This window comes from Sphingomonas sp. SP5 (assembly GCF_058313455.1).
Genome location: NZ_JBZFLF010000002.1, coordinates 649,841 through 676,466, shown reverse-complemented (window position 1 = coordinate 676,466; position 26,626 = coordinate 649,841). Strand labels below are relative to the sequence as shown.

Below are 26,626 nucleotides of genomic sequence, written 5' to 3'. Positions count from 1 at the left end.
ACATCACGTCATTATGTCGGGATCAGTTGTGCGACTGCGAATAGTAGGATTGCAGCGGCCTGACTTCAAGGGATGCCGTCCCGATTGCGGACGCCGCCTGCACGCTGGCCGGTGCGGTGGTGAAATACGGAATCTTCTGCGCCAACGCCGCCTGGCGGATCGGCTTGGAATCCTTGAGCGACTGCCAGCCCTCGGTGGTGTTGAAGATCAGCGTCACCTCACCGTCCATGATCCGGTCGAGGATATGCGGCCGCCCTTGCGCGACCTTGTTGACCTTCTCCACGGCCAGTCCGACGGTTTCGAGGTAATCCGCCGTCCCGCCGGTCGCCAGCACCTGGAAACCGCGTGCCAGCAGCGCCTTCACCGCCGGCACGATGTGCGGCTTGTCGCCATCCTTGACGCTGACGAACGCCGTGCCGCCGGTCGGCAGCACGGTGCCGGCGCCCAGCTGCGACTTCATGAAAGCGGTGGTGAAATCGGGATCGATTCCCATGACTTCGCCGGTGCTCTTCATCTCCGGCGACAGCACCGGATCGATGCCGGGGAAGCGGTTGAACGGGAAGACGGCTTCCTTCACCGCATAATAATCGATGTGGCGGTCGATCGGCGGCAGGTCGCGCAGCATCTCGCCCGCCATGACGCGGCTGGCGATCTTGGCGATCGGCACACCGATCGCCTTGGCGACGAACGGCACGGTGCGCGATGCACGCGGGTTCACCTCGATCAGGTACACCTCGCCGTCCTTGACCGCGAACTGGATGTTCATCAGCCCCTTGACGGACAAGGCGTGCGCCAGCGCGACGGTCTGCCGCTCGATCTCCGCGATCGTCTCGGCGGACAGCGAATGCGGCGGGATCGAACAGGCGCTGTCGCCGGAATGGACGCCCGCCTCCTCGATGTGCTGGAGCAAGCCGGCGACCACCACGTCCTCGCCATCGCAGATCGCGTCCACGTCGACCTCGATCGCATCGCGCAGATACTGGTCGATCAGCACCGGGCTCTCGCCCGACACCTGCACCGCGGTCTGGATATAATCGTCGAGCTGCTGGAGCGAATCGACGATCTCCATCGCCCGCCCGCCGAGCACATAGCTGGGCCGCATCAGCACCGGATAGCCGATCCGCTCGGCCGCCGCGACTGCCTCGTCGCGGCTGCGCGCGAGGCCGTTGGCCGGCTGCTTGAGGCGCAGCTTGTTGATCAGCGCCGCAAACCGCTCCCGATCCTCGGCCAGGTCGATCGCGTCGGGCGAGGTGCCGAGGATCGGGACCCCCGCCTTCTCCAGCGCGCGCGCGAGATTGAGCGGCGTCTGCCCGCCGAACTGCACGATCACGCCGACCAGCTCGCCGCGGCTCTGCTCGACGTGCAGGATTTCCAGCACGTCCTCGGCGGTCAGCGGCTCGAAATACAGCCGGTCCGATGTGTCATAGTCGGTGCTGACCGTTTCCGGATTGCAATTGACCATGATCGTCTCGAACCCGGCATCCGACAGTGCGAAGCAGGCATGGCAGCAGCAATAATCGAATTCGATGCCCTGCCCGATCCGGTTCGGCCCGCCGCCCAGGATCACCACCTTGCGCCGCTCGGACGGCATGCTCTCGTCCTCGGGCGCGCCGAACGACGGCGCCTCATAGGTCGAATACATATAGGGCGTCTTGGCATCGAATTCGGCGGCGCAGGTGTCGATCCGCTTGAAGACGGGACGCACGCCGAGCCGGTGGCGAAGGGCACGCACCTCGTCCTCGGTCACGCCGCCGGTCATCGCGACCACCGCCTCGTGGATCAGGCCGCTGCCGCGCGCGATGCCGCGCTCCATGCCGCGCAGGTTCGCCGACTTGAGCGCCAGATAAGCAAGTCGCTTGTCGCTAAACCCCATCGCCTTCAATCGCCGCAGCCCGGCGGCCTCGATCGGCAGGCCGTTGCGGCACACCTCTTCCTCGGCCGCGACGATCTCGGCGAGCCGTTCGAGGAACCAGGGATCGAACTTGGCGATTGCGTGGATCTCGGCGACGGTGAAGCCCTCGCGCAGCGCCTGCGCCGCAACCAGCAGCCGGTCGGGCGAAGCGACCGCGAGCGCCGCCTCGATCTCCGCCCGCGGGGCGCCGACCAGCCGGTCGACGGCGTTGAAGCCGCTCAGCCCCGTCTCCAGTCCACGCAGCGCCTTCTGCATGCTCTCCTGGATATTGCGGCCGATCGCCATGACTTCGCCGACGCTCTTCATCGCCGTGCCGAGCACGGCTTCGGCGCCCTTGAACTTCTCGAAGGCGAAGCGCGGGATCTTGGTGACGACGTAATCGATCGTCGGTTCGAACGACGCCGGGGTCGCGCCGGTGATGTCGTTGTCGATCTCGTCGAGCGTATAGCCGACCGCCAGCTTGGCAGCCACCTTGGCGATCGGGAAGCCGGTGGCCTTGGAGGCGAGCGCGCTGCTGCGCGACACGCGCGGGTTCATCTCGATGACGACGAGGCGGCCGTCCTTCGGATTGACCGCGAACTGGACGTTGGAACCACCGGTTTCGACGCCGATTTCCCGCAATACCGCGATCGATGCGTTGCGCATGATCTGATATTCCTTGTCGGTCAGCGTCAGCGCCGGCGCGACGGTGATCGAATCGCCGGTGTGGACGCCCATCGGATCGACATTCTCGATCGAGCAGATGATGATGGCGTTGTCGTTGCGGTCCCGCACGACCTCCATCTCATATTCCTTCCAGCCGAGCAGCGATTCCTCGATCAGCACCTCGGTGGTCGGCGAGGCGTCGAGCCCCTTGCGGACCATGTCAACGAATTCGGACCGGTTGTAGACGATGCCGCCGCCCGACCCGCCCATGGTGAAGCTCGGCCGGATGATCGCCGGCAGCCCGGTGATCTCCAGGCCGGCGAGCGCCTCCTCGACAGTATGCGCGATGGCCGAGCGGGCGCTTTCCAGCCCGATCGTGTCCATCGCGGCCTTGAACTTCTGGCGGTCCTCCGCCTTGTCGATCGCCTCGGCATCGGCGCCGATCATCTGGACGCCGAACTTCTCCAGCGTGCCGTCGTGGAACAGCGCGAGCGCGGTGTTGAGCGCGGTCTGGCCGCCCATCGTCGGCAGGACGGCGTCGGGCCGCTCCTTCTCGATGATCTTGGCAACGACGGCGGGCGTGATCGGCTCGACATAGGTCGCATCGGCCAATTCGGGATCGGTCATGATCGTCGCCGGGTTCGAATTGACGAGGACGATGCGATAGCCCTCTTCCTTCAACGCCTTGATCGCCTGCGTGCCCGAATAATCGAACTCGCACGCCTGCCCGATGACGATCGGCCCCGCGCCGATCACGAGGATGGAGGAGATGTCGGTGCGTTTTGGCATCACTTGTCTTTCGGAGCTGGAGCGTTGCCGATGAACGCTATGTTACTCATCGGCACAGCGGCGCTGATCTTCTTGAGCACGCACGCGACCTTAACACTGTCGGCATCGGGGCTGCCCCGAAACACGACCTCGCGGCCCTCCAGCTTCAACCACTTCCGCGGCGCATGGCATGCGTCGGCCATGGCATTGAGACGAGCCTGGGCTACCTTGTTCCCAGGCCGGTTCGGTTGCGCTGCGACTTGCAGGGCGAGTGCAAGCAGCACGCTCATTTCCGAAGCAACCTGACGAACCGGTCGAACAGATACAGGCTATCCTGCGGCCCCGGGCTCGCCTCCGGGTGGTACTGCACCGAAAACGCCGGCCGGTCGGTCAGCTCCAGCCCCGCGTTCGATCCGTCGAACAGCGACACATGCGTCTCGCGCACGTTCGCCGGCAGCGACTTCCGCTCCACCGCGAAGCCGTGGTTCATGCTGGTGATCTCGACCGCGCCATCGGACAGGCGCTTGACCGGATGGTTGGCGCCGCGATGCCCCTGGAACATCTTGCTGGTCGTCGCGCCGACCGCGAGCCCCAGCAACTGGTGGCCGAGGCAGATGCCGAACAGCGGCTTACCCGTGTCGAGCAGCTGCCGGATCACCGGCACCGCATACTCACCCGTCGCAGCGGGATCGCCGGGGCCGTTGGACAGGAAGATGCCGTCGGGGGACAGCGCCATGACGTCCTCGAACGTCGCCTGCGCGGGCAGCACCGTCACCTTCGCGCCGGCCTTTACCAGGTTGCGGAAGATATTGTGCTTGCTGCCGTAATCGATCGCGACGACGTGCGGGCGGTCCTTCGCCACCTGCCCTTCGACAGGCTCAGGGCGAACGGCCGTGGATGCCGCACCCTCTTCTCCCGTTCGTGCTGAGCCTGTCGAAGCACCCTCGCCACCATAGCCGAAGCCCAGCCGCCAGATATCGCCCTCGCGCGCTTCGCCCCAGGCGTAGTGCGTCTCGGTCGACACCGTCCTGGCAAGGTCCATGCCCTCCAGCCCCGGCCAGCCGCGCGCCATCGCCAGCAGCGCATCGAGGTCGAACACGCCATCGGCCGAATGCGCCACCACCCCATTGGGCGCGCCGCCCGAACGGATGCGCCGGGTCAGCGCACGCGTGTCGATGCCGGCAAGGCCGATGCGGGCGTGCCGCTTCATCCAGCCATCCAGCCGCTCGACCGCGCGGAAGTTCGACGGCTGCGTCACGTCCTCGCGCGCGATCATGCCGAGCGCATGCGGCGCATCCGCCTCGATATCGTCGGGGTTGGCGCCGACGTTGCCGATGTGCGGAAAGGTGAAGGTGATGATCTGCCCCGCGAACGAGGGATCGGTCATGATCTCCTGATACCCGGTCATCGCGGTGTGGAAGCACACCTCGCCGACCGCCGCGCCTTCCGCGCCGAAGCCGCGGCCCCAGGCCACCTCGCCGTTCGCAAGGACCAGGACACCCGTCGCACCGTCGGGCTTTTCGGGCATGGCTATGGGCTTGGCGTCGGCCATGGCTTGGCGGGCACTCCTACAGGTTGCATCAGCGATGTCGCTAAGTGGCGCCCGCTAGCCCCCCGCCCCCTCGAGGTCAACCGGTTCACGGCGGACACGCATTCCGCTAGGGTCATCGGCTTTCCGGTCCAGCCACGAGATTTCCCATGATTCGCGACGACATCAAGGCCGCCCAGGTCACCGCCATGAAGACCGGCGACAAGGAAGGCCGCGCCGCGATCGGCCTGATCCAGGCGGCGATCAAGAACCGCGACATCGAGCTGCGCACCGCCGCCGCCCCGGCGGACGACGACGCCGTGGTGATCGAGGTGCTGCAGAAGATGGTCAAGCAGCGCCGCGAATCGATCCAGATGTACGAAACCGGCGGCCGGCAGGAACTCGCCGACGCCGAGCGCGCCGAGGTGGCGGTGATCGAACGCTTCCTGCCCGCCCAGATGAGCGAGGACGATACCCGCGCCGCGATCGAGACGATCAAGGCGGAGCTCGGCGCGACCGGCATGAAGGACATGGGCCGGGTAATGGCCGAACTGAAGGCGCGCCATGCCGCGAGCCTCGACATGAGCAAGGCGAGCGGCCTGGTGAAGGCGGCGCTGTCGTAAGCCGCCCGTCCTTCGTCATCCCGGCGCACGCCGGGATCCATGGATACGAGAAGCCCGTCGCTGCGCGCCACATCAGCGACGCGCGTCCGTGGATCCCGGCCTTCGCCGGGATGACGAATGAAAGGTCCGTGCTGTCCTACACGGCTCGAATCGGGCATGGCGTCGTCATGCTCGCTGCCATCGTCCACCCTCGCCTGCATCCGACGCCGACGGCCGCTGCCGGATGACAACGCGCCAGCACGTCGGGAGCGTTTTTGAGCGCGACGTAGTGTCAACTTCGTCAACTTCCGCGCGTCATCGGCGCCGCCTGCATTGCCTAACCGCCCCACCTCGGGCATGATAGAATCGCGCGTATGAGCCTGTCACCGCAGTTCCTTGACGAGCTCCGCGCCCGCACCTCGCTGTCGGCGCTCATCGGCAAGACGACCAAGCTGACCAAGGCGGGCCGCGAGATGCGCGGCTGCTGCCCGTTCCACAACGAGAAGACGCCGTCCTTTTACGTCAACGACGACAAGGGCTTCTACCATTGCTTCGGCTGCTCCGCGCATGGCGATGCGATCCGCTGGATGACCGACCAGCGCGGCCTCCCCTTCATCGATGCGGTGAAGGAACTGGCGCAGGCCGCCGGGCTGGAGATGCCGGCGCAGGACAAGCGCGCCGCCGCCAAGGCCGAACGTGCCAGGGGCCTGCATGATGCGATGGCGGATGCCGCCGCCTGGTTCACCGAGCAGCTGAACGGCCTGCCCGGCGCCGACGCCCGCGCCGTGCTGGCGAAGCGCGGCATCCGGCAGGAGACGGCACGCACCTTCAGCATGGGCTTCGCCCCCGACAGCCGCGGCAAGCTCAAGGCGGCGCTCAAGGACTATGGCGACCCTGCGCTCGTCGAATGCGGCCTGCTGATCCAGGTCGAGGGGAAGGATCCCTACGATCGCTTCCGCGGCCGGCTGATGATCCCGATCCGCGACGCCCGCGGCCGTACGATCGCGTTCGGCGGCCGCGTCATCGGCGAAGGCGAGCCCAAATACCTCAATTCCCCCGACACGCCGCTCTTCGACAAAGGCCGCACGCTCTACAATCTCGACCGCGCCGCCCCCGCCGCCCGCAAGGCGAACCGCGTGCTGGTGGTCGAAGGCTATATGGACGTGATCGCGCTGTCGCAGGCGGGGATCGACGAGGCGGTCGCCCCGCTCGGCACCGCGCTCACCGAGGCGCAGCTCGAACGCTTGTGGCGGATGGTCGACGTGCCGGTCCTCTGCTTCGACGGCGATGGCGCCGGGCAGAAGGCGGCGCTGCGCGCGGCGAGCAGGGCGCTGCCGATGCTGGCGCCCGGCCGCAGCCTCGCCTTCGTCACGCTGCCGCAGGGGCAGGACCCCGACGATCTGGTCAAGGCCGGCGGCGCCGGGGCGATGGAGGCGCTGCTCGAAACACCGCAGCCGCTGGTCGATCGCCTGTGGCAGAGCGAGGTCGCAGCCGGTCCGCTCGATACGCCCGAACAGCGTGCCGGCCTGAAGCAACGCCTTGCCGACCTCGCAGCGACGATCGCCGATGCCTCGGTGCGCAAGGAATATGAAAGCGACTTCAGCAATCGCTTCTACGAACATTTCGCCCCCAAACGCCGCACCTTCACCCCCTCCCTGCCGCGCGCACAGGGCAGGCGCGGTGCCGATGGCCAGTGGAAACAGCCGCCTGCCCCGCCGACCGAAGATGTGAAGGCCTTCCACGCCGCCGGCATCGACCGCGTGCTGGCGAAGGCGGTGCTCGCCGGCCTGATCCGCCACCCGGTGGAGATCGCGCGCCACATGGAGGTCCTGGGCAGCCTCACCGGCATCGATGGCGCGCTCGGCCGGTTGTTCGAAGCGGTGGTCGACGTCGCGCTGGAGGACCGGGCGCTTGATAGCACGCGTCTGCGCACCATATTGGCACGCAGCGGTTTCGATTCAGTCGCAAGCGACCTGCTGAGAGCCGATACGATGCCCTATTCGTTCACGCAAAGCGGTGGAGATCCGGACCGCGCCAGAGCCGACCTCGACGAAGCGATTGCCATCATGGTGGCGCGGCCGGAGGTCGATCAGGCGTTGGGACAGGCGACCGCCGCGATGCAGACGCACTTCACCGAAGACGCGTTCGAACGGCAGGTGGCATTGGTGAAAGAGAAACAGGCGTTGGAGCTTCGACTTGCAAATCTGGTGCAGTCGAACGAAGACGCCCGAGCGTTTGGATCCGAGGGCAATTGATGGCGAAGGTTAACGGTAGCGGTGGTGACGAGGGTGGCGACGTGACCGACGCGCCGCTGATCGACCTCAATGACGCCGATATCAAGAAGCTGATCGCCCGCGCCAAGAAGCGCGGCTACATCACCTACGACCAGCTCAACGAGGCGCTGCCGCAGGACCAGATGTCCTCCGACCAGCTCGAGGACATCATGTCCGCGCTCAATGAGATGGGCGTCAACATCGTCGAGAACGAGGAAGCCGGCGAAGACGGCGACGGCGAAGAGGCGCAGGCGGACGACGAGGCCGAGGTTGCCGAGGTCGATGGCGACGGCTCCGCCGCGCCTGCGCTGGAGACGAAGAAGAAGGAGACTGTGGATCGCACCGACGATCCGGTCCGCATGTACCTGCGCGAGATGGGCGCGGTCGAACTCCTGAGCCGCGAGGGCGAGATCGCCATCGCCAAGCGGATCGAGGCGGGTCGCGACACGATGATCCTCGGCCTGTGCGAATCGCCGATCACCTTTAACGCGATCATCGACTGGTCGACTCAGCTCAACGAAGGCACGATGCAGCTGCGCGAGATCCTCGATCTCGACGCGATGCTCTCCAAGGGGCCGTCGGCCGAGCAGGTCGAGGGTGCCGAGGACGACGACGGCGCCGAGATCAGCGAAAAGACCGCCGGTGCAAGCTTTAAGGACGAGCCCGAGCCCGAGGAAGCATCGGCCGATGAGGACGATGAGTCCGGCGAGCCGCGCGCGCCCCGCCCTTCGGACGACGAGGACGAGGACAATACGCTCAGCCTCGCGCAGATGGAGGAAACGCTCAAGCCACAGGCGCTGGAGCGGTTTGCCAACATCACCGCGCTCTACAAGAAGTTCAGCAAGATCCAGCAGCAGCGTCTCGATGCGATGCAGGCGGGCGGCGAGCTGTCAGCGGCCGACGAGCGCAAGTATCAGAAGCTGCGCGAGGATTTGACCGCGGAGGTGGAGAGCGTTCAGTTCCACAACGCGAAGATCGAATATCTCGTCGACCAACTCTACGCCTTCAACCGGCGCCTGACCGCGCTGGGCGGCCAGATGCTGCGCCTCGCCGAGCGCCACAAGGTCAGCCGCAAGGACTTCCTCGATCGCTACGTCGGTCATGAGACGGACGACACCTGGCTGCAATCGGTGGCCAAGCTCGACAAGAAGTGGGGCAATTTCGCCGCCAACGAAGCGGCGGCGGTTGACCGCATCCGCGGCGAGATCAGCGAGATCACCCAGCAGACCGGCATGGCGCTCACCGAGTTCCGCCGCATCGTCAACATGGTGCAGAAGGCGGAGCGCGAGGCGCGGATCGCCAAGAAGGAGATGGTCGAGGCCAATCTGCGGCTCGTGATCTCCATCGCCAAGAAGTACACGAACCGGGGGCTGCAGTTCCTAGACCTCATCCAGGAAGGCAACATTGGCCTGATGAAGGCGGTGGACAAGTTCGAGTATCGCCGCGGCTACAAGTTCTCGACCTATGCGACCTGGTGGATTCGCCAGGCGATCACCCGCTCGATCGCCGACCAGGCGCGCACGATCCGCATCCCGGTCCATATGATCGAGACGATCAACAAGCTGGTCCGCACCAGCCGCCAGTTCCTCCACGAGCAGGGCCGCGAGCCTACCCCCGAGGAAATGGCGGAGCGCCTCTCCATGCCCTTGGAGAAGGTGCGCAAGGTGATGAAGATCGCCAAGGAGCCGATCAGTCTCGAAACGCCGATCGGCGACGAGGAGGATTCGCACCTCGGCGACTTCATCGAGGACAAGAACGCGGTCATCCCGGTCGATGCCGCGATCCAGGCGAACCTCAAGGAAACCGTCACCCGCGTCCTCGCCAGCCTCACCCCGCGCGAGGAGCGCGTGCTGCGCATGCGCTTCGGTATCGGCATGAACACCGATCATACCTTGGAAGAGGTCGGGCAGCAGTTCAGCGTGACCCGCGAACGCATCCGCCAGATCGAAGCCAAGGCGCTGCGCAAGCTCAAGCACCCCAGCCGCAGCCGCAAGATGCGCTCGTTCCTGGATCAGTAGGATCGGCGACGGCACGGCCGAAAAACGACACTGCCCCGGCGAAAGCCGGGGCTTTGTTGTCTCAAAGGCCGCTCTCGCCAGCGACTGATCCCCAGGCTATACTGACCTGCATCAGCAACATTCCGACATCGCATCCGTAACAGACTGCTTTTAAACGCTTTTCTTGGCAAAAAGCGCATCCTTTGCCGCCGGCGAACGTAACGTTCCTTGCGATTCGAAGGCCCGGCGTATCCGGCGTCGGCTGCGGGTCTGCAGGACCTGCAGGGAGGTTACCGACGATGACGACTCCGTCCGAATCCATGATCGAGGTGTTCGACGCCCGCAGCCGGCGACGCGAGGATCGCCGTGCCTTCTTCAAGGCGGCGATCGGCGCCGCTGCCGTCGGCACCGCGCTCGGCGCTGCCGGTGGAGCCAGCGCACAGGCTGCGCCCTCCGATGCCGACATCCTCAACTTCGCGCTCAATCTCGAATATCTCGAGGCGCAATTCTACGCTTATGCCGCCAACGGCACCGGCCTCGCCGGCAACCTGCTGACCGGCAGCGGCACGCAAGGTCCCGTCAATGGCGGCCGCCAGGTACAGTTCACCGACACCGCCGTCCGCCAATATGCCCGCGAGATCGCCGCCGACGAAGCGGCCCACGTCGCCTTCCTGCGCAACACGCTGGGCAGCGCGGCGGTGGCGCAGCCGGCGATCGACATCGGCGTCGGCCCCAACACCGCCTTCTCCGCCGCGGCGCGTGCCGCCGGCCTCATCACCGCCGGCCAGACCTTCGATCCATATGCCAGCGACGAGAACTTCCTGCTCGGCGCCTTCATCTTCGAGGATGTCGGGGTCACCGCCTATAAGGGTGCCTCGCCGCTCATCACCAACAACACCTATCTCGATGCCGCCGCCGGCATCCTGGCGGTCGAGGCGTTCCACGCCGGTTTGATCCGCAGCGTGCTCTATGCCAAGGGCATCGCCACGCCGACGCTGCGTTCGGGATCGGAGGCGATCTCCAACGCACGCGATACGCTCGACGGCGCCTCAGACCTCGATCAGGGCGTCGCGCCGCAGACCGTCGCCTATGTCAACGGCAGCGCGGCGGCGGTGAACGTGCAGGTCAGCAACATCGCGCCGACCGATGCGAACGGCATCGCCTTCAGCCGCACGCCGGCGCAGGTGCTCAACATCGTCTACCTCACCGCCGGCACGACCGCCTCATCGGGCGGCTTCTTCCCCAATGGCGTCAACGGCACGCTCCGCACCACCGCCGCCTGACCGCCGACGCCACTTCAGGGAGACCCTCATCATGACCGACCAGACCACGATCCTCGACATGCTGGAAAGCGCCGGCCACGCGCGCGACGCCCGGCGCCGCTTCATCCGCCTGTGCGGCGGCGCCGCCGCGATGGCTGGGGGGCTATCGCTGCTGTCCGCCTGCGACGACGACGATGCGCAATCGACCCCCTTCCCCACTCCTACCCCCACGCCGACGCCGACCAGTACCAGCGCGGATATCGACATCCTCAACTTCGCTCTCAGCCTCGAATATCTGGAGGGCGCCTATTACAACCAGGCGGCGTTCGGGCAGGCGGTGAGCGCGGATCTCACCACCGGCGTCGGTACGCAGGGCACGGTGACGGGCGGGCGGCAGGTGACCTTCACCGATCCCGTCGTCGCGGATTATGCGCGGGAAATCGCCTATGACGAACTGGCGCACATCCGCTTCCTGCGCAATTCGCTCGGCCTGTCCGCGGTGGCGCAGCCGGCGATCAATATCGCGGGCGACGCCAGCGGCGCGTTCACCGCAGCGGCGCGCGCCGCCGGTGTGATCGGCCCGACCGAGACGTTCGACCCTTATGCCAATGACGAGAACTTCCTGCTCGGCGCCTATCTGCTGACCGACGTCGGCGTGACCGCCTATCGCGGCTCCGCCCGGCTCATCACCAACAAGGTGTTCTTGGAGGCATCGGCCGGCATCCTCGCGACCGAATGCTATCACGACGCCGCGATCCGCGGCACCCTGTGGGCAAAGGGCCTCACCCGCTCGGCGATCTATACCAACGTGACGAAGATCAGCGACACGCGCGATTCGCTCGATGGCCCTACCGATACCGATCAGGATATCGGCAACGCCGCCACGGCCAATATCGTACCTGCCGACGGCAATGGCCTGGCCCTCGGCCGCACCGCGCCGCAGGTGTTGAACGTCGTCTATCAGAACCGCGCTGCGGTCAGCTCCGGCGGGTTCTTCCCGGCAGGCGTCAACGGCAACATCCGCACCAGCGCGGCCAACGCCTGAATGCAAAAAGGGCGCGGAAGGTGATCCCTTCCGCGCCCTGTGCTGTACCGTTGCCGGTGCCGGATTACTCCGCGGCGACGGTGCCCTTGGCCGGACGCGTGTCGCGGCGCTCGGCGATACGCGCCGACTTGCCGGTGCGGCCACGCAGGTAATACAGCTTGGCGCGACGCACCGCGCCCTTGCGCACCACTTCGATCGAATCGATGTTCGGCGAGTAGAGCGGGAAGACGCGCTCGACGCCCTCGCCGAAGCTGATCTTGCGCACCGTGAACGACGATCCCATGCCCTTGTTCGAACGCGCGATGCACACGCCTTCGTAGTTCTGGACGCGGGTCCGCTCGCCTTCGACCACCTTCACGCCGACCTTCAGCGTGTCGCCGGGACGGAATTCGGGGATCGGGCGGTTGCCGGTGAGCTTGGCGATCTGCTCGGCTTCGAGCTGCTGGATCAGGTTCATTGACGTCAGTCCTTCGTTCGCCGCGCGCCAGAGGGAGGTTGGACCCGAGCGCCCTCGTGGCGCTCCCAAAGGTCCGGCCTCCGTAGCCGTGTATCGGTCTCGGCCTGCGCCATACGCCAAGCCGCGATCCGCGCATGATCCCCCGATCGCAGCACTTCGGGGATCGTGCGCCCTTCCCATTCATAGGGGCGGGTATATTGCGGATATTCGAGTAGCCCCGTTTCGAAGCTCTCGTCATCCCCGCTTGAAGCCGCGCCCATTACGCCTGGCAGCAGCCGAATGCAAGCGTCGAGCAGCACCAGCGCGCCCATCTCGCCGCCCGACAGGATATAGTCGCCGATCGAGACCTGCTCGATATGGCGGCCCTCGAACAGCCGTTCGTCGAACCCCTCGAACCGCCCGCACAGCACGATGACACCCGGCCCGTCAGCCAGTTCGCGCACCCGCGCCTGCGTCAACGGGCGGCCGCGCGGCGTCATCGCGAGGATCGGGCGCGCGTCGGCGACGCTGTCCACTGCTGCGGCAAGTACATCCGCACGCAGCACCATCCCCGCGCCACCACCCGCCGGCGTATCGTCGACCGAGCGATGGCGGTCGGTGGCGAAGTCGCGGATCTGGACGGCGTCGCACGACCAGCCGCCCTCGCGCAGCGCCCGCCCCGCCAGCGATACGCCGAGCGGCCCGGGGAACATCTCGGGGTAGAGCGTCAGGATGGTGGCGGCGAAGGTCCCGCTCATGCCGGCAGCGTCCAGTTCTCGACCACCAGACCGGGAACGTCGACGAAATCTCGTTCATTGTTGGTGACCAGCACGTAACCAAGCGACAGGGCATGGGCGGCGATCAGCCGGTCGAAGCTGCCGCGGCGGACCGGCAACGTCGCTGCCAGCATGCCGTAGCGCTCGGCAGCGGAGCGGTCGAAATCGCGGACGCCGAGAATGCTGACGAAGATGTCGACCTTGGCCTCATCACCCGGATCGGCCTCCGGACGCTGCGCACCGAAGCGTAGTTCCGCCAGCGTGATCGACGAGATCGCCATGCCGCGCCCGTTCTGCGTACGGACACGCGCCCGCAGGTCGGCACTGCGGGCGAGGGCAAAATCGATGCAGACGTTGGTGTCCAGCAGGAACATCAGGCGGCTTTACCCCGCGCCGGTCGCTGCCAATCGCGTGGGTCTTGCCCAGTATTGCCGCGCCCCCCTGCCATGAAGCCCGGAGAAAAGGCGCCGTACAGGCTGTCGAGCACCGTTGCGGCGTCACTCTCCCGCCAGAAACTGCACGACCCGTCTGTATGAGTGACGAGCGTCACGTCGTCGCCATCCGCCAAACCCACGCCTTTTGGCAACCGCAGCGCGACGGAGTTTCCCGATTTGAACACCTTGGCGCGATATTCGTTACTCATGCCGGCCTCCGTATAGACAGGATGTATATACATGGACGAAGCGGTGCAAGGCGAGCTGGACGATTGCATCATCATCGGTGCCGGGCCGGCAGGCCTTACCGCCGCCATCTATCTGGCGCGCTTTCATCTTTCCATCCGGCTGTTCGATAGCGGATCGAGCCGCGCCGCGATGATCCCGTGTACGCGCAACCATGCCGGCTATCCCGATGGCATCGCCGGCAAGGACCTGCTTCGCCTGATGCTTGCCCAGGCCGAAAAGTATGGGGCGTATCGCGAGGAGAAGAAGGTCACGGCGATCGAGCGCGACGGGCAGGATTTCCGCATCGTCACCGATCACGGCACCTATCGCGCCCGCAGCGTCCTGCTCGCGACCGGCGTGGTGAACCACCGGCCGCATATCCTGCCGGAGGTGCATGACCCTGCCTTGGAACGCGGCCTGATCCGCTATTGCCCGATCTGCGACGGCTATGAGGTGACCGACAAGCGGGTCGGCGTGATCGGCACCGGCGACCATGGCATGCGCGAGGCGCTGTTCCTGCGCGGCTACACCCGCGACGTCACGCTGATCGCCCCCGATGCGGAGCATATGCTCGACCGGGCCTGTGCGGCGAAGCTGGATGAAGCCGGCATCGTCCGGGTCGATGGGCCCTGCGGCGGCTGGGCGATCGAAGGCGACCGGCTCGCGCTCGACACCGCGCGCGGGCGGATGGCTTTCGACAGCGTCTACCCTGCGCTTGGATCACGCATCCGCTCGCACCTTGCGGTCGCGGCCGGCGCACGCGCCAGCGACGAGGGATGCCTGGAAGTCGACGATCACCAGCGCACCAGCATCCCCGGTCTGTTCGCCGCCGGCGACGTGGTGAAGGGGCTGGACCAGATCAGCCACGCGATGGGTGAGGCCGGCGTCGCCGCGACGACGATCCGCAACCTGCTCAGCGAGCGGCAGCCGATCCGACGCTGATACGCCGGTCGGCCGGTCGCCTCCTATTCGACGAAGTCGGCGTTCACGATCAGGCGTTCGCCATCCCACGCAGGGACAGCATCGACCGTCATCGGGACCATGAAGCGTTTGCCGTCCGGCCGCTCGATCTCGATCACGTCGCCGGCGCCGAAATTCTCGATCAGCACCACGGTGCCGAGCGGCTGGTGATCGCTCGACACGGCGGCGAGCCCGATCAGGTCGGCATGATAATATTCGCCGTCCGCCAGCGGCGGCAGCACCGATCGCGGCACCGTCAGTTCGGTCCCCCGTAACGCCTCGGCGGCGTTACGGTCGGCGACCTCAGCGAAGCGCGCGATCATACCATTGCTGCCGGGCTGGGCCGATTTCAGCGTCAGCGCACCGCCGTTGAAGCTTTTGTAGGTCGCGATATCCTCGGCGAACACCTTCAGGCGAACCTGGCCGTGGATGCCGTGCGCGCCGATCACCACGGCCAGCGTGACGGTGTCGTCAGCCTTGCGCGCGATCGGGTGACCCGTCGGTTCCTGTGGGGGCATCATCATCGCCTTCCGCAGGCTCGGTGGTGGAGACGCCCTGATTGGTGGCGTCGTTCGCATTCTCCTCGACGGCGTCGGGAGCGGTGCGGGGATCGGGTTCGGTGGCCATGATGCGTTCGGTCCTTCGTTGGTGAAGGCGATCAACGCATCATGGCCCGATCCGATGCTTAGGCCTCGGTGGTCTCTTCCGCAGCCGGAGCCTCTTCGGCAGGAGCGGCGGCGGCGGCCGCAGCAGCCTCTTCCTGCGCCTTCAGCTTCTCGGCACGCTCTTCGGCGCGCTCGGTCGCCTTCTCGCCCGGCTTGCCCTTGTTGGGGTTGCTGCGCGCCGCGCGCTCACGCACGCCGGCCTGGTCGAGGAAGCGGGCGACGCGATCGGTCGGCTGCGCGCCGTTCGACAGCCAGTACTTGGCGCGCTCGGCGTCGAGCACGACGCGGTTCTCGGCGTCCTTGGCGAGCAGCGGGTTGTAGTTGCCGATCTTCTCGATGAACTTGCCGTCACGCGGGCTGCGCGCATCGGCGACGACGATGCGGTAATAGGGACGCTTCTTGGAGCCGCCACGCGACAGGCGAATGCTGAGTGCCATTGTAGTTTCCTTGCCTTCTGATCGTCACCCCAGCGAAGGCTGGGGTCTGGTTGGTGTCGTATTCCCTCGCGTGAGATTCCGGCCTGCGCCGGGATGACGGTCGGGACTATTTCTTCTTCAGGATATTCTCGAAGCCGGGCGGCAGCTTGGGCATGCCGTCCTGGCCGCCGCCGAGGCCGGGAAGCCCCTTGGGCAGCCCGCCGCCGGCCTTTTCCATCATGTCGCCGAGGCCCTGGCCGCCGAGCGCGTTGCCGAGGCCGCCCATGCCGCCCTTGCCCAGCATCGCCATCATGCCCTTCAGGCCGCCCATCTTCTTGATCTTCTTCATGGCGGTGGACATTTCCTGATGCATCTTCAGGAGCTTGTTCACCTCCTGCACCGTCGTGCCCGATCCCTTGGCGATGCGGATCTTGCGCTTGGCGTTGATGAGCTCGGGCTTGGACCGCTCCTTGACGGTCATCGATCCGATCATCGCATCCATGTGGATGAGCACCTTGTCGCCGCCCGCCTGGGCGAGCGCACCCTGTGCCTTCTTCATCCCCGGCATCATGCCGGCGAGCGCGCCGAGGCCGCCCATGCGGCGCATCTGCGCCAGCTGCCCGCGCAGGTCGTTCATGTCGAACTGACCCTTGGCGAGCCGCGCGGTCATCCGCTCGGCGTCTTCCTGCTGGATCGATTCCGCAGCGCGCTCGACGAGGCTGACGACGTCGCCCATGCCCAGGATGCGGCCAGCGACGCGGCTGGGGTGGAAGGCCTCCAGCGCATCCATCTTTTCGCCCGTACCGGCGAACTTGATCGGCTTGCCGGTGACGGCGCGCATCGACAGCGCCGCACCGCCGCGCGCGTCGCCGTCCATGCGGGTCAGCACGACGCCGGTCAGCGGCACCTGGTCGGAGAAGTTCTGCGCGACGTTCACCGCGTCCTGGCCGGTCAGGCTGTCGACGACGAGCAGGATCTCCTGCGGCGTAGCGATCTCCGCCACCGCCTTCATCTCGTCCATCAACGCCTGATCGACGTGCAGGCGGCCCGCGGTGTCGAGCATCAGGACGTCATAGCCCTGCAGCTTCGCCGCCTGGAGCGCGCGGCGGGCGATGTCGACCGGCTGCTGGCCCTGCACGATCGGCAGCGTCGCCACCTCGATCTGCGTGCCCAGCGTCGCCAGCTGCTCCTGCGCCGCCGGACGATTGACGTCGAGCGACGCCATCAGCACCTTCTTGCGATCGCGGCCGGCAAGACGCTTGGCGATCTTGGCGGTCGTCGTCGTCTTGCCCGAGCCTTGCAGGCCGACCATCATCACGACGGCGGGCGGCGTCACCGCCAGCTCCAGCTCCGACGCATCGGCACCGAGCATCTCGACCAGCGCATCGTTGACGATCTTGACGACCTGCTGCCCCGGCGTGACCGAGCGCAGCACGTTCTGGCCGACCGCTTCCTCGGTCACCTTGTCGACGAACTGGCGCGCCACCGGCAGCGCCACGTCCGCCTCGAGCAGCGCGACGCGCACCTCGCGCATCGCGGTCCGCACATCGGCCTCGGTCAGCGCACCACGGCCACGCAGGCGGTCGAACACGCCGCCAAGCCGGTCGCTCAGACTGTCGAACATCGCCTCAAACCCTCACTCAAGCCACACAACGCAAAAGACGCCGGCGGGCGAAACCTCGCCGGCCAGCGTGCACCCGTGGGCGCGTCCTCGATCGCATTCCGTGGTGGAACGTGGGGGCGCCTTACGGGAAATCGAGGGAGCCTGCAAGTTTTCCCTTGAAAAGGCTTGGATCCCCTCTCCGTCATCCCGGCGAACGCCGGGATCCATGGTTTCGATGCCCTCCGAGGTCACGCGATACGGCGGCCTCACCGCGTCCGTGGATCCCGGCGTTCGCCGGGATGACGGATGGAGAGGGGTTGCACCACTCGCTCGAACATGGACTTGGGCCGCCACCGCGACTAAATCCCGCGCCATGCATGCTTCCGCGCCAGAGGTGATCTCCCTCGGCTGCCGCCTCAACATCGCCGAGAGCGAGACGATCGCCACGCTGATCGCGGGTCGCGACACGGTGGTGGTCAATTCCTGCGCGGTCACCAATGCCGCGGTGAAGGCGACCCGCCAGGCGATCCGCCGCGCCCGCCGCGCGCGGCCGGATGCGGAACTGGTCGTCACCGGCTGCGCAGCGCAAATCGATCCGGCAAGCTTCGCCGCGATGCCCGAAGTCACACGGGTCATCGGCAACGGCGAGAAGCTGCTGCCGGAGGCTTGGGCCAGCGCCGAACCGATCATCGTCGGCGACATCATGCGGCTGACCGAAACCGCGCCGCACCTCGCGCCCCTCTTTACCGGCCAAGCCTTCGCCGGCCACGCGCGCGCCTTCGTCGAGGTGCAGAACGGCTGCGACCATCGCTGCACCTTCTGCGCCATCCCCTTCGGCCGCGGCCCGAGCCGATCGGTGCCGGCAGGCGCGGTGGTGGAGCGGATCGCGGCACTCGTCAATGCGGGCCATGCCGAGGTGGTGCTGACCGGCGTCGACCTCACCAGCTATGGCCACGACCTGCCCGGCACGCCGACGCTCGGGCTGCTGGTCGAACGGATCCTGCGCCACGTGCCCGCCCTCGCCCGCCTGCGCCTCTCATCGCTCGATTCCATCGAGATCGACGACCGCCTGGCCGACATCGTCACCGGCGAACCGCGGGTGATGCCGCACCTCCATCTGTCGTTCCAGGCGGGCAGCGACATGATCCTCAAGCGGATGAAGCGCCGCCACAGCCGCGCGCAGGCGGTCGAGACGGTCGCCCGCCTCAAGGCGGTGCGGCCGGAGATCGCGATCGGCGCCGACCTGATCGCCGGCTTCCCGACCGAGGACGAGGCCATGTTCGCCGATACGCTGGCGCTGATCGACGATGCCGACATCGTCCATGCCCACATCTTTCCCTATTCGCCCCGCGCCGGCACGCCCGCCGCGCGCATGCCGCAGGTCGACGCCGCCACCATCCGCACCCGTGCCGAGCGGCTGCGCACCGCCGCCGCCCGCCGCAAGGCGGCCTGGCTCGCGAGGCTCGTCGGCACGACGCAGGCGGTGTTGCTCGAACGGCCCGGCGACCGCGGCCACGCCGATACGTTTGCCGAAGTGCGCCTCCCCTCCAGCGGGCAGGCGGGACAGATCGTCTCCGCCCACATCACCGCCGCCACCGACACCCATCTGTTAGGTACCATCGCATGAGCACCACTCCCACCTGGCACGAGCGGCTGCTCGGCGGGTTCAAGAAGACCTCTGACCGGCTGGTCGGCAATCTCGCCGGGTTAGGCGGCGCGCGCCTCGACGATGCGACGCTCGACGAGGTCGAGGAGGCGCTGATCGCCTCCGACCTCGGTCCCGATACCGCGGGCAAGATCCGCACGCGGCTCGCGGAGGGGACGTTCGAGCGCAACATGGAGGAACTCGGCATCCGGCTGGTCGTCGCCGAGGAGGTGGAGAAGGCGCTGGCGAAGGTCGCGCAGCCGATCGCGGTCGAAGCCTTTCCCCGGCCGCAGGTGATCCTGGTCATCGGCGTCAACGGATCGGGCAAGACGACCACGATCGCCAAGCTCGCGCACCTCTTGATGGAGCAGGATTACGGCGTGATGCTGGCCGCCGGCGACACCTTTCGCGCCGCGGCGATCGGCCAGCTCGCCACCTGGGCGGAACGGGTCGGCGTGCCGATCGTCACCGGGCCGGAGGGCGGCGACGCCGCCGGCGTGGTGTGGGATGCGGTGAAGAAGGCGACCGAAACCGGCATCGACGTGCTGATCGTCGACACCGCCGGGCGCCTGCAGAACAAGCGCGAGCTGATGGACGAACTCGCCAAGATCCGCCGCGTGCTCGGCCGGATCAACCCGGCGAGCCCGCACGACGTGGTGCTGGTGCTCGACGCCACCACCGGCCAGAACGCGCTGTCGCAGATCGAGGTGTTCAAGGAGGTGGCGGGCGTCACCGGCCTCGTCATGACCAAGCTCGACGGCACGGCGCGCGGCGGCGTGCTGGTCGCGGCGGCGGAGAAATACGGCCTGCCGATCCACGCCATCGGCGTCGGCGAAGGGATGACGGACCTGCGCCCCTTCGATGCGCACGAGGTCAGCCGGATCATCGCCGGCGTCGATACCGGGGGACGGAAGTGAGCGTGCCTCGCACCCTCCGTGAGGTGACGGCATGACCCACAAATCGTCCCCCGGCCTGCGCATGGGCGTCGAATACGGGCCCCTGCTCGTCTTCTTCGCGGTGAACTTCCTCTTTCCCGCGGCCCTCGCCATGCGGCTCGTCGGCGCGAGCACCGGCTTCCTCTCCGACCTCGATCGCGCGGGCGCACTGGTGATCGCCAAGGTGATCGTCGCCACCACCGCCTTCGTCATCGCGACGATCGCGGCGATGATCGTGTCCCGGGCGAAGCTCGGCCAGATCTCGCCGATGCTGTGGATCTCTGGCGGTTTCGTCGTCGTGTTCGGCGGGCTCACCGTCTATTTCCACGACCCCAAGTTCATCCAGATGAAGCCGACCTTCGTCTATGCCATGTTCGCGGTCGTGCTCGCCTTCGGCCTGCTGACCGGCCGGCCGCTGCTACAAGGGCTGCTCGGCACCGCCTATCCCGGCCTGACCGCGGAGGGCTGGCGCAAGCTGACCCGCAACTGGGCGGTGTTCTTCGCCGGCATGGCCGGGCTCAACGAGCTCGTGTGGCGGACGACGAACTGGGACTTCTGGGTCGGCTTCAAGCTGTGGGGGGCGATCCCGCTGACGCTGCTGTTCGCCTTTGCGAACATCCCGATGCTGCTGCGGCATGGGCTGTCGACGGGTGAGAACCCGGCCGTGGACGTGCCGCCGGAATAACGGGCCGTCCTGCACTCGCCCTCACCATCTCGCCGCCTTCGACGTCTTTCTCCTCTCCCATTGGGAAAGGGAGGGAGGCGCGAAGCGCCGGAAGGGTGAGGGTGAGTACGGGACGCCAGAACCAAAAAGCCCGCGCCGGTCGTGCGACCGCGCGGGCTATAATGGTGGGCGCGACAGGGATTGAACCTGTGACCCCACCCGTGTGAAGGGTGTGCTCTACCGCTGAGCTACGCGCCCGAAACCGTTTGAAACTGTTCGGAGGCGGGCCTTTACGAAGCCCCGCGCCCCCTGTCCAGCCCTCAGTTCACAGAATCCTTCAAGCCCTTGCCGGCCTTGAACTTGGGCTGCGAGGAGGCCTTGATCGTCATCGGTTCGCCGGTGCGCGGGTTGCGGCCGGTCGACGCCTTGCGCTTGGACACCGAGAAGGTGCCGAAGCCGACCAGGCGCACTTCGTCGCCCTTCTTGAGGCTCGCCGAGATCGCGTCGAACACCGCTTCCACCGCCTTGATCGCATCGCCCTTGGCGAGGCCGGAGGTGTCGGCGACTGTGGCGATCAGCTCTTGCTTGTTCATGGAATTGCTGCCCCCTTCATAAACTTATGAGAATCGTTGCCGAGCCAGAATGACCAGTAAGGCGATCAGGCGCGGCAGAGTCAATGGATACCGCCGGGCCTTGGCAGCCGCGGCGGTTCCAAAACGTTAACAAGCGGACCGAAGTCCAAGCCTCAGTGATGCAACTCGCCGCCCGCCGGCGCAACCCCCGCCGGGGGCAATGCGGCGAGTTCATCCGCGTCGGTCCAGTCGATCGCCTCCAGCGGCTCGGTCAGCGCGAGCTTGAGCACCTCGTCGACATGGGATACCGGGACGATGGCCAGCCCGTCCTTGATGTTCTGCGGAATGTCGGCGAGGTCCTTCTCATTCTCCTGCGGGATGAGCACCGTGGTGATCCCGCCGCGCAGCGCCGCGAGCAGCTTTTCCTTCAATCCGCCGATCGGCAGCACGCGGCCGCGCAGCGTCACCTCGCCGGTCATCGCAACTTCCTTCTTCACCGCGACGCCCGTCAACGTCGAGACGATCGAGGTGACGAGGCCGATGCCCGCGGACGGCCCGTCCTTGGGCACCGCCCCTTCGGGCAGATGGATGTGGATGTCCTTGCGATGGAACAGCGACGGCTTGATCCCGTAGCTGGGCGAGCGCGCCTGCACGAAGCTGAAGGCGGCCTGCACCGATTCCTTCATCACGTCGCCGAGCTTGCCGGTCGTCTTCACCGCGCCCTTGCCCGGCACGGTGACGCTCTCGATCGTCAGCAGTTCGCCGCCGACCTCGGTCCAGGCGAGCCCCGTCACCGCGCCGATCTGATGCTCGGTTTCGCTGAGCCCGTGGCGATACTTCTGCACGCCGGCGAACTCGTGGAGGTTGTCGGGAGTGATCGTCACGCTGGTCGCCTTGCCCTCCAGGATCTGGCGCAGCGCCTTGCGCGCCAGCTTGGCGATCTCGCGCTCCAGCGTGCGCACGCCCGCCTCGCGGGTGTAGCGCTGGATCAGCGCACGCAGCCCCGCATCGGTCAGCGTGAACTCGCCGTCCTTCAGCCCGTGCGCCTCGACCTGCTTGGCGACGAGGTGCCGCTCGGCGATCTCGACCTTTTCATCCTCGGTATAGCCCTCCAGCCGGATGATCTCCATGCGGTCGAGCAGCGGCTGCGGCAGGTTCAGCGTGTTCGCCGTGCAGACGAACATCACGTCGCTGAGGTCGATGTCGATCTCGAGATAGTGATCGTTGAACTTGCCGTTCTGTTCGGGGTCGAGCACCTCGAGCAGCGCCGACGCCGGATCGCCGCGGAAATCCTGGCCGAGCTTGTCGATCTCATCGAGCAGGAACAGCGGGTTGCTGGTCCCGGCCTTTTTGAGGTTGGTGACGATCTTGCCGGGCAGCGAGCCGATATACGTCCGGCGGTGGCCACGAATCTCGGCCTCGTCGCGCACGCCGCCCAGGCTCTGGCGGATGAATTCGCGCCCGGTCGCCTTGGCGATCGACTTGCCGAGGCTGGTCTTGCCGACGCCCGGGGGGCCGACGAGGCACAGGATCGGCCCCTTCAGCTTGTTGGTACGCGCCTGCACGCCGAGATATTCGACGATCCGGTCCTTCACCTTCTCCAGCGCATAATGGTCCTCGTCGAGCACCGCCTGCGCTGCGGCGATATCCTTCTTGATCTTGCTCTTCTTGCCCCACGGCAGGCCGAGCAGCACGTCGAGGTAGTTGCGCACCACCGTCGCCTCGGCGCTCATCGGCGCCATGGTCTTCAGCTTCTTGAGCTCGGCGGTCGCCTTGGTGCGCGCTTCCTTCGACAGCTTCAGGCCTGCGATCTTCTGCGTCAGCTCGGCGATCTCGTCGCCGTCGCTCTCGTCGTCGCTGTTGCCCAGCTCGCGCTGGATCGCCTTCAGCTGTTCGTTGAGGTAATATTCGCGCTGCGTCTTTTCCATCTGGCGCTTGACGCGGCTCTTGATCTTCTTCTCGACGTGCAGGACGCCGAGTTCGCCCTCCATCAGCGCATAGGCCATTTCCAGCCGCTTTACGGGGTCGAGCTCGACCAGCAGCGCCTGCTTGTCGGCGACCTTCACCTGGATGTTGGCCATGATCGCATCGCCCAGCTTGGAGGCCTTGACGATCTCGCCAAGCTGCTGCGCGGTTTCGGCCGGCAGCTTCTTGTTGAGCTTGGCATAGGTTTCGAACTGGTCGACCGCCGAGCGCATCAGCGCGTCGACCTCGATCCCCTCCGCCTCGCGCTCTTCCAGCATCTCGACGGTGGCGTGCAGATAGCCGTCGGCTTCCGACAGGTCGCCCAGGCGCGCGCGCGCCTTGCCCTCGACCAGCACGCGCACGGTGCCGTCGGGCAGCTTCAGCAATTGCAGCACGGTGGCGGTGACGCCGACCTCGTACAGGTCCTCGCGGCCGGGATCGTCCTCGGCCGGGTCGAGCTGCGCGACGAGGAAGATCTCCTTGTCGGCGCCCATCGCCGCTTCCAACGCCGCCACCGATTTGTCGCGCCCGACGAACAGCGGCACGATCATATGCGGGAAGACGACGATATCGCGCAGCGGCAGAACGGGGAATGTGGTCATGGATACTCCGGTGCCGCGTCGAACGGGGCGGCTTTGCTACACTATATGGGTGGCGCGGCGCATCCATCAATCGTCACGGCTGCGGCATGATGCCTCTTGTCATCGACCGGGCGAGCGCCGAAACCCGCGGGCGATCGATCGGGAGTATGGAATGTCGCTTCGCCTGCCGTTTGCCGCCCTGCTGCTGCTCTCGTCGAGCGCCTTCGCCGCCGACCCGGGCAAGCCGCCGCTTACCGCCCAGACCTCCGCCTCCGGCGGGCCGCTGGACGCAGCGCAGAAGAAGGTGACGTTCGACACCGCCGACCTGGCGATCGAGGTCGATCCCGACCGCGAGGTCATCAACGCGACTGCGACCCTCGTCTTCACCACGCTCGACAAGACCGACCGCCTCGTGGTCGATCTCGACAAGAACTACACCGTCACGGCGGTGACGGTCGACGGCGCCGATTCCGCCGGCTTCAGCAATCCCGAAGGCCGGATGACGATCAAGCTGGTCAAAAAGGCCGCCAAGGGCGCCAAGCTGACCGTCAAGATCACCTACGGCGGCCGTCCGCACACCGCAGTGCACGCGCCGTGGGACGGCGGCTTCGTCTGGGCGCGGACGCCCGACGGGCAGCCCTGGGTCGCCACCGCCGTGCAGAACGAGGGCTGCGACCTCTTCTGGCCGTGCATCGACTATCCGACCTACGAACCGCAGTCGGTGACGCTGCACATCACCGTACCCAAGGGGCTGAAGGCGCCATCCAACGGCACGCTGCTCGGCGTCGACACGTTCGACGACGGCCGCACCACCTGGAACTGGCAGATCGCCCGTCCCAACCCCTACGCCATCGCGCTCAACATCGGCCCGTACGAGGAGATCAGCGGCACCTACAAGAGCCGCTACGGCAACGAGATCCCGATGTTCTACTGGTACCTGCCGGGCGAGAAGCCGCAGGCGGAGAAGCTGTTCGCCGAATTCGCCCCGACGCTCGACTTCTACGAAGCCGTGGTCGGCCCCTACCCCTGGCCGAGCGAAAAGGTCGGCGTGGTCGAGACGCCGCACCTCGGCATGGAGCACCAGACGATCAACGCCTACGGCAACAAATATGCCAAGGCGCCGGAGGGTTTCGACTGGCTGTTCCAGCACGAATTCGGCCACGAATGGTTCGCCAACCAGATGACCGCGCCCAATTGGGACGACTTCTGGATGCATGAAGGCTTCACCGAATATATGCAGCCGCTCTACGGCCGCTGGCGCGAAGGCGAGGCGCGCTACGACGCGATGATGCTCGACATGCGGCCGAAGATCCTCAACCAGTCGGCGCTGGTGACCGGCAAGCCGCAGACCGCCGACGACGTCTACAGGAAAGCGCCCGGCCGCGGCGGCGACATCTACTACAAGGGCGCCTGGGTACTCCACACACTGCGCAACGCGATCGGCGACGCCGCCTTCCACCGCGTGCTGCAGCTGACCGTCTATGGCATCCCGGATCCGCAGCCGGGCAATTTCCAGCCCGTCTTCCGCACGACCCCGGAGTTCATCGCCTACGTCAATCAGGTGACCGGGCAGAACTGGCAGTGGTTCTTCGACGTCTACCTGTATCAGGCGGGGCTGCCCAAGCTGACGGTCAGCCGCAATGCGACGCAGCTCCAGCTGAAATGGGTCGCGCCCAACGGCAAGCCCTTCCCGCTGCCGGTCGAGGTGTCGATCGACAATGTGGTGCAGAAGGTGCCGATGAGCGGCGGCCTGGCGACGATCACGGTGCCCGAAGGCGCGCACGTCGTCGTCGATCCGATGGCGCGCGTGCTGAAGCAGGACGATGCCGTCGACGCCTTCCAGGCGTGGAAGTCCGCGCAAAAGGCGCCGGCCAAGTGAGCGCGGGGCCGTCCACTTCGGCACCCTGGCTCGCCCGCGCCGCGGAGATGGCGGCGATCTTCATGGTCGGCGACGGGCTGGTCGGCCTCGCCCAGCCGCGCCGCCACGTCGACCTGTGGAAACGCGATGCGCTGGGTGCCGAACGGACGGTGCGTCCCTTTGTCGACCGGCCGGGGCGGCGGCGGCTGTATGCCGTGGCGCAGATCGCCGCCGGCTTGTGGCTGGCGGGCAAGCAGCGTCCGCGATGATCGCCGCCACCGGCCTACCCGCGCTCGCCGCGCTGGCGCTCGGGTTGTTCCTGTTCGCGGTCGCGCTCGTCGCGCGCCGCTGGCCGCGTCGGCCGGAGGCAGGTGGCCGGCGCGACCCGGTTTCGATCGGGGGCATCGCGGTGCAGGGCGTCGCCTTCTGCATCGCCTGGGCGGGGCCGGTGGCGGTGACGCTCGATCCGCTGGGCGCGGCGGCGCTGGCGCAGGCCGCGGTGACCGCGCTGCTGCTCACCGCGGCGCTGGCGCTGTTCGTCTGGGCGACCGCCGTGATGGGCCGCAACTGGAGCCTCGTCGCGCGCACCCGAGCCGATCACCGGCTGGTGACCACCGGCCCGTTCGCCTGCGTCCGCCACCCGATCTACAGCGCCCTGGCGCTGGTCGTGGTGGCGATGGCGCTGGCGCTCGGCCATGCCGCGCACCTGCTGGCGGCACTGCCGGTCTATGCGCTCGGCACCTGGCTGCGCGTGCGCGCCGAGGAACGCCTGCTGCACGCGCTGTTCGGCACCGCTTATGCCGATTACGCCGGGCAGGTGAAGCGCTTCGTGCCCGGCGGGTTCTGACTTTCCCCG

At 66.8% G+C, this 26,626-nt stretch carries 25 protein-coding genes and 1 tRNA gene; 12 read left to right on the top strand and 14 right to left on the bottom strand.

Annotated features, from left to right (window positions below; translation table 11 throughout):
- Positions 1-22: 22 nt before the first annotated feature.
- Genes carB through carA form a run of 3 tightly spaced genes read right to left on the bottom strand, consistent with a single transcriptional unit; the run spans position 23 to position 4,877 of the window.
- Positions 23-3,346, bottom strand: a complete 3,324-nt coding sequence (gene carB / locus AC4GY7_RS07100; protein ID WP_491112750.1) for a carbamoyl-phosphate synthase large subunit — start codon at positions 3,344-3,346, stop codon at positions 23-25.
- Positions 3,346-3,615: a hypothetical protein gene (locus AC4GY7_RS07095; protein WP_491112749.1), complete on the bottom strand. Its 270-nt coding sequence runs from the start codon at positions 3,613-3,615 to the stop codon at positions 3,346-3,348. Before AC4GY7_RS07095 ends, carB begins: the two co-directional genes overlap by 1 nt.
- A complete protein-coding gene (carA, locus tag AC4GY7_RS07090; RefSeq protein WP_491112748.1) occupies positions 3,612-4,877 on the bottom strand; it encodes a glutamine-hydrolyzing carbamoyl-phosphate synthase small subunit in 1,266 nt (421 codons plus the stop codon). The genes AC4GY7_RS07095 and carA overlap by 4 nt, the downstream gene beginning before the upstream one ends.
- A gap of 146 nt (positions 4,878-5,023) precedes the next feature.
- On the opposite strand from carA, the gene AC4GY7_RS07085 reads away from it, so the two are divergent.
- From AC4GY7_RS07085 to AC4GY7_RS07065, 5 genes are all read left to right on the top strand, one after another.
- Complete coding sequence (locus tag AC4GY7_RS07085; RefSeq protein WP_491112747.1) at positions 5,024-5,476, top strand: GatB/YqeY domain-containing protein; 453 nt, start codon at positions 5,024-5,026, stop codon at positions 5,474-5,476.
- Positions 5,477-5,829: 353 nt separating this feature from the next.
- Positions 5,830-7,710 (top strand): DNA primase, encoded by a 1,881-nt coding sequence (gene dnaG / locus AC4GY7_RS07080; protein WP_491112746.1) that lies wholly within the window; start codon positions 5,830-5,832, stop codon positions 7,708-7,710.
- Positions 7,710-9,746, top strand: coding sequence for an RNA polymerase sigma factor RpoD (rpoD, locus tag AC4GY7_RS07075; protein WP_491112745.1), 2,037 nt, complete (start codon positions 7,710-7,712; stop codon positions 9,744-9,746). Before dnaG ends, rpoD begins: the two co-directional genes overlap by 1 nt.
- Before the next feature lie 278 nt (positions 9,747-10,024).
- Positions 10,025-11,008 (top strand): ferritin-like domain-containing protein, encoded by a 984-nt coding sequence (locus tag AC4GY7_RS07070; RefSeq protein ID WP_491112744.1) that lies wholly within the window; start codon positions 10,025-10,027, stop codon positions 11,006-11,008.
- 31 nt (positions 11,009-11,039) lie between these two features.
- On the top strand, positions 11,040-12,032 hold the full coding sequence (locus tag AC4GY7_RS07065) for a ferritin-like domain-containing protein (protein ID WP_491112743.1): 993 nt from the start codon (positions 11,040-11,042) through the stop codon (positions 12,030-12,032).
- 64 nt (positions 12,033-12,096) lie between these two features.
- Here the strand turns inward: AC4GY7_RS07065 and rplS are convergent, their stop codons facing one another.
- Genes rplS through AC4GY7_RS07045 form a run of 4 tightly spaced genes read right to left on the bottom strand, consistent with a single transcriptional unit; the run spans position 12,097 to position 13,887 of the window.
- Positions 12,097-12,489, bottom strand: coding sequence for a 50S ribosomal protein L19 (rplS, locus tag AC4GY7_RS07060; RefSeq protein WP_443584844.1), 393 nt, complete (start codon positions 12,487-12,489; stop codon positions 12,097-12,099).
- A gap of 5 nt (positions 12,490-12,494) precedes the next feature.
- Complete coding sequence (gene trmD, locus AC4GY7_RS07055) at positions 12,495-13,226, bottom strand: tRNA (guanosine(37)-N1)-methyltransferase TrmD (protein ID WP_491112742.1); 732 nt, start codon at positions 13,224-13,226, stop codon at positions 12,495-12,497.
- Complete coding sequence (locus AC4GY7_RS07050; protein ID WP_491112741.1) at positions 13,223-13,618, bottom strand: type II toxin-antitoxin system VapC family toxin; 396 nt, start codon at positions 13,616-13,618, stop codon at positions 13,223-13,225. The genes trmD and AC4GY7_RS07050 overlap by 4 nt, the downstream gene beginning before the upstream one ends.
- Positions 13,618-13,887: an AbrB/MazE/SpoVT family DNA-binding domain-containing protein gene (locus AC4GY7_RS07045; protein WP_491112740.1), complete on the bottom strand. Its 270-nt coding sequence runs from the start codon at positions 13,885-13,887 to the stop codon at positions 13,618-13,620. The genes AC4GY7_RS07050 and AC4GY7_RS07045 overlap by 1 nt, the downstream gene beginning before the upstream one ends.
- Before the next feature lie 31 nt (positions 13,888-13,918).
- Here AC4GY7_RS07045 and AC4GY7_RS07040 point away from each other — a divergent pair, with 31 nt between their 5' ends.
- The gene (locus tag AC4GY7_RS07040) at positions 13,919-14,848 is read left to right on the top strand and encodes an NAD(P)/FAD-dependent oxidoreductase (protein ID WP_491112739.1); all 930 of its coding nucleotides are present in this window, start codon (positions 13,919-13,921) and stop codon (positions 14,846-14,848) included.
- 23 nt (positions 14,849-14,871) lie between these two features.
- On the opposite strand, the gene rimM is transcribed toward AC4GY7_RS07040, so the two are convergent.
- The 4 genes from rimM to ffh all read right to left on the bottom strand — a co-directional run bounded on the left by rimM (position 14,872) and on the right by ffh (position 17,571).
- Positions 14,872-15,390 carry a ribosome maturation factor RimM gene (gene rimM, locus AC4GY7_RS07035; protein ID WP_491112738.1) on the bottom strand — a complete coding sequence of 173 codons (519 nt, stop codon included), beginning with the start codon at positions 15,388-15,390 and terminating at the stop codon, positions 14,872-14,874.
- Positions 15,338-15,493, bottom strand: a complete 156-nt coding sequence (locus AC4GY7_RS07030; RefSeq protein WP_491112737.1) for a hypothetical protein — start codon at positions 15,491-15,493, stop codon at positions 15,338-15,340. Before AC4GY7_RS07030 ends, rimM begins: the two co-directional genes overlap by 53 nt.
- Before the next feature lie 58 nt (positions 15,494-15,551).
- The gene (gene rpsP / locus AC4GY7_RS07025) at positions 15,552-15,968 is read right to left on the bottom strand and encodes a 30S ribosomal protein S16 (RefSeq protein WP_491112736.1); all 417 of its coding nucleotides are present in this window, start codon (positions 15,966-15,968) and stop codon (positions 15,552-15,554) included.
- A 106-nt stretch (positions 15,969-16,074) separates the two neighbouring features.
- Complete coding sequence (gene ffh / locus AC4GY7_RS07020) at positions 16,075-17,571, bottom strand: signal recognition particle protein (protein WP_491112735.1); 1,497 nt, start codon at positions 17,569-17,571, stop codon at positions 16,075-16,077.
- 352 nt (positions 17,572-17,923) lie between these two features.
- Here ffh and mtaB point away from each other — a divergent pair, with 352 nt between their 5' ends.
- From mtaB to AC4GY7_RS07005, 3 genes are read left to right on the top strand one after another with little or no spacing between them, the layout of a single operon-like run.
- Positions 17,924-19,177 carry a tRNA (N(6)-L-threonylcarbamoyladenosine(37)-C(2))-methylthiotransferase MtaB gene (gene mtaB, locus AC4GY7_RS07015; RefSeq protein ID WP_491112734.1) on the top strand — a complete coding sequence of 418 codons (1,254 nt, stop codon included), beginning with the start codon at positions 17,924-17,926 and terminating at the stop codon, positions 19,175-19,177.
- A complete protein-coding gene (ftsY, locus tag AC4GY7_RS07010) occupies positions 19,174-20,112 on the top strand; it encodes a signal recognition particle-docking protein FtsY (RefSeq protein WP_491112733.1) in 939 nt (312 codons plus the stop codon). The genes mtaB and ftsY overlap by 4 nt, the downstream gene beginning before the upstream one ends.
- Positions 20,113-20,143: 31 nt before the next feature.
- Positions 20,144-20,815 carry an inner membrane-spanning protein YciB gene (locus AC4GY7_RS07005; protein WP_491112732.1) on the top strand — a complete coding sequence of 224 codons (672 nt, stop codon included), beginning with the start codon at positions 20,144-20,146 and terminating at the stop codon, positions 20,813-20,815.
- 162 nt (positions 20,816-20,977) lie between these two features.
- On the opposite strand, the gene AC4GY7_RS07000 is transcribed toward AC4GY7_RS07005, so the two are convergent.
- The 3 genes from AC4GY7_RS07000 to lon all read right to left on the bottom strand — a co-directional run bounded on the left by AC4GY7_RS07000 (position 20,978) and on the right by lon (position 23,933).
- Positions 20,978-21,052: transfer RNA gene (locus tag AC4GY7_RS07000), tRNA-Val, on the bottom strand.
- Positions 21,053-21,114: 62 nt separating this feature from the next.
- On the bottom strand, positions 21,115-21,387 hold the full coding sequence (locus AC4GY7_RS06995; protein ID WP_163958216.1) for an HU family DNA-binding protein: 273 nt from the start codon (positions 21,385-21,387) through the stop codon (positions 21,115-21,117).
- A 152-nt stretch (positions 21,388-21,539) separates the two neighbouring features.
- Entirely contained in the window at positions 21,540-23,933 is a 2,394-nt protein-coding gene (gene lon / locus AC4GY7_RS06990) for an endopeptidase La (RefSeq protein ID WP_491112730.1), read from the bottom strand.
- Positions 23,934-24,084: 151 nt separating this feature from the next.
- Here lon and AC4GY7_RS06985 point away from each other — a divergent pair, with 151 nt between their 5' ends.
- The 3 genes from AC4GY7_RS06985 to AC4GY7_RS06975 are packed head-to-tail and all read left to right on the top strand — an operon-like array spanning position 24,085 to position 26,617.
- A complete protein-coding gene (locus tag AC4GY7_RS06985; RefSeq protein WP_491112728.1) occupies positions 24,085-25,791 on the top strand; it encodes a M1 family metallopeptidase in 1,707 nt (568 codons plus the stop codon).
- The gene (locus AC4GY7_RS06980) at positions 25,788-26,039 is read left to right on the top strand and encodes a hypothetical protein (protein ID WP_491112726.1); all 252 of its coding nucleotides are present in this window, start codon (positions 25,788-25,790) and stop codon (positions 26,037-26,039) included. The genes AC4GY7_RS06985 and AC4GY7_RS06980 overlap by 4 nt, the downstream gene beginning before the upstream one ends.
- Positions 26,036-26,617: a methyltransferase family protein gene (locus tag AC4GY7_RS06975; RefSeq protein ID WP_491112724.1), complete on the top strand. Its 582-nt coding sequence runs from the start codon at positions 26,036-26,038 to the stop codon at positions 26,615-26,617. The genes AC4GY7_RS06980 and AC4GY7_RS06975 overlap by 4 nt, the downstream gene beginning before the upstream one ends.
- Positions 26,618-26,626: the final 9 nt, after the last annotated feature.

Bases quoted from the DNA above. Each gene is read 5' to 3' on its own strand.
- AC4GY7_RS07005 (WP_491112732.1), top strand. From the start codon at position 20,144: ATGACCCACAAATCGTCCCCCGGCCTGCGCATGGGCGTCGAATACGGG.
- AC4GY7_RS07030 (WP_491112737.1), bottom strand. From the start codon at position 15,493: ATGGCCACCGAACCCGATCCCCGCACCGCTCCCGACGCCGTCGAGGAG.
- AC4GY7_RS06985 (WP_491112728.1), top strand. From the start codon at position 24,085: ATGTCGCTTCGCCTGCCGTTTGCCGCCCTGCTGCTGCTCTCGTCGAGC.
- carA (WP_491112748.1), bottom strand. From the start codon at position 4,877: ATGGCCGACGCCAAGCCCATAGCCATGCCCGAAAAGCCCGACGGTGCG.
- trmD (WP_491112742.1), bottom strand. From the start codon at position 13,226: ATGAGCGGGACCTTCGCCGCCACCATCCTGACGCTCTACCCCGAGATG.
- AC4GY7_RS07095 (WP_491112749.1), bottom strand. From the start codon at position 3,615: ATGAGCGTGCTGCTTGCACTCGCCCTGCAAGTCGCAGCGCAACCGAAC.
- AC4GY7_RS06975 (WP_491112724.1), top strand. From the start codon at position 26,036: ATGATCGCCGCCACCGGCCTACCCGCGCTCGCCGCGCTGGCGCTCGGG.
- mtaB (WP_491112734.1), top strand. From the start codon at position 17,924: ATGCATGCTTCCGCGCCAGAGGTGATCTCCCTCGGCTGCCGCCTCAAC.
- rpoD (WP_491112745.1), top strand. From the start codon at position 7,710: ATGGCGAAGGTTAACGGTAGCGGTGGTGACGAGGGTGGCGACGTGACC.
- lon (WP_491112730.1), bottom strand. From the start codon at position 23,933: ATGACCACATTCCCCGTTCTGCCGCTGCGCGATATCGTCGTCTTCCCG.
- AC4GY7_RS07040 (WP_491112739.1), top strand. From the start codon at position 13,919: ATGGACGAAGCGGTGCAAGGCGAGCTGGACGATTGCATCATCATCGGT.
- rpsP (WP_491112736.1), bottom strand. From the start codon at position 15,968: ATGGCACTCAGCATTCGCCTGTCGCGTGGCGGCTCCAAGAAGCGTCCC.
- ftsY (WP_491112733.1), top strand. From the start codon at position 19,174: ATGAGCACCACTCCCACCTGGCACGAGCGGCTGCTCGGCGGGTTCAAG.
- AC4GY7_RS07045 (WP_491112740.1), bottom strand. From the start codon at position 13,887: ATGAGTAACGAATATCGCGCCAAGGTGTTCAAATCGGGAAACTCCGTC.
- dnaG (WP_491112746.1), top strand. From the start codon at position 5,830: ATGAGCCTGTCACCGCAGTTCCTTGACGAGCTCCGCGCCCGCACCTCG.
- rplS (WP_443584844.1), bottom strand. From the start codon at position 12,489: ATGAACCTGATCCAGCAGCTCGAAGCCGAGCAGATCGCCAAGCTCACC.
- rimM (WP_491112738.1), bottom strand. From the start codon at position 15,390: ATGATGATGCCCCCACAGGAACCGACGGGTCACCCGATCGCGCGCAAG.
- AC4GY7_RS07085 (WP_491112747.1), top strand. From the start codon at position 5,024: ATGATTCGCGACGACATCAAGGCCGCCCAGGTCACCGCCATGAAGACC.
- carB (WP_491112750.1), bottom strand. From the start codon at position 3,346: ATGCCAAAACGCACCGACATCTCCTCCATCCTCGTGATCGGCGCGGGG.
- AC4GY7_RS07070 (WP_491112744.1), top strand. From the start codon at position 10,025: ATGACGACTCCGTCCGAATCCATGATCGAGGTGTTCGACGCCCGCAGC.
- AC4GY7_RS06995 (WP_163958216.1), bottom strand. From the start codon at position 21,387: ATGAACAAGCAAGAGCTGATCGCCACAGTCGCCGACACCTCCGGCCTC.
- ffh (WP_491112735.1), bottom strand. From the start codon at position 17,571: ATGTTCGACAGTCTGAGCGACCGGCTTGGCGGCGTGTTCGACCGCCTG.
- AC4GY7_RS07065 (WP_491112743.1), top strand. From the start codon at position 11,040: ATGACCGACCAGACCACGATCCTCGACATGCTGGAAAGCGCCGGCCAC.
- AC4GY7_RS07050 (WP_491112741.1), bottom strand. From the start codon at position 13,618: ATGTTCCTGCTGGACACCAACGTCTGCATCGATTTTGCCCTCGCCCGC.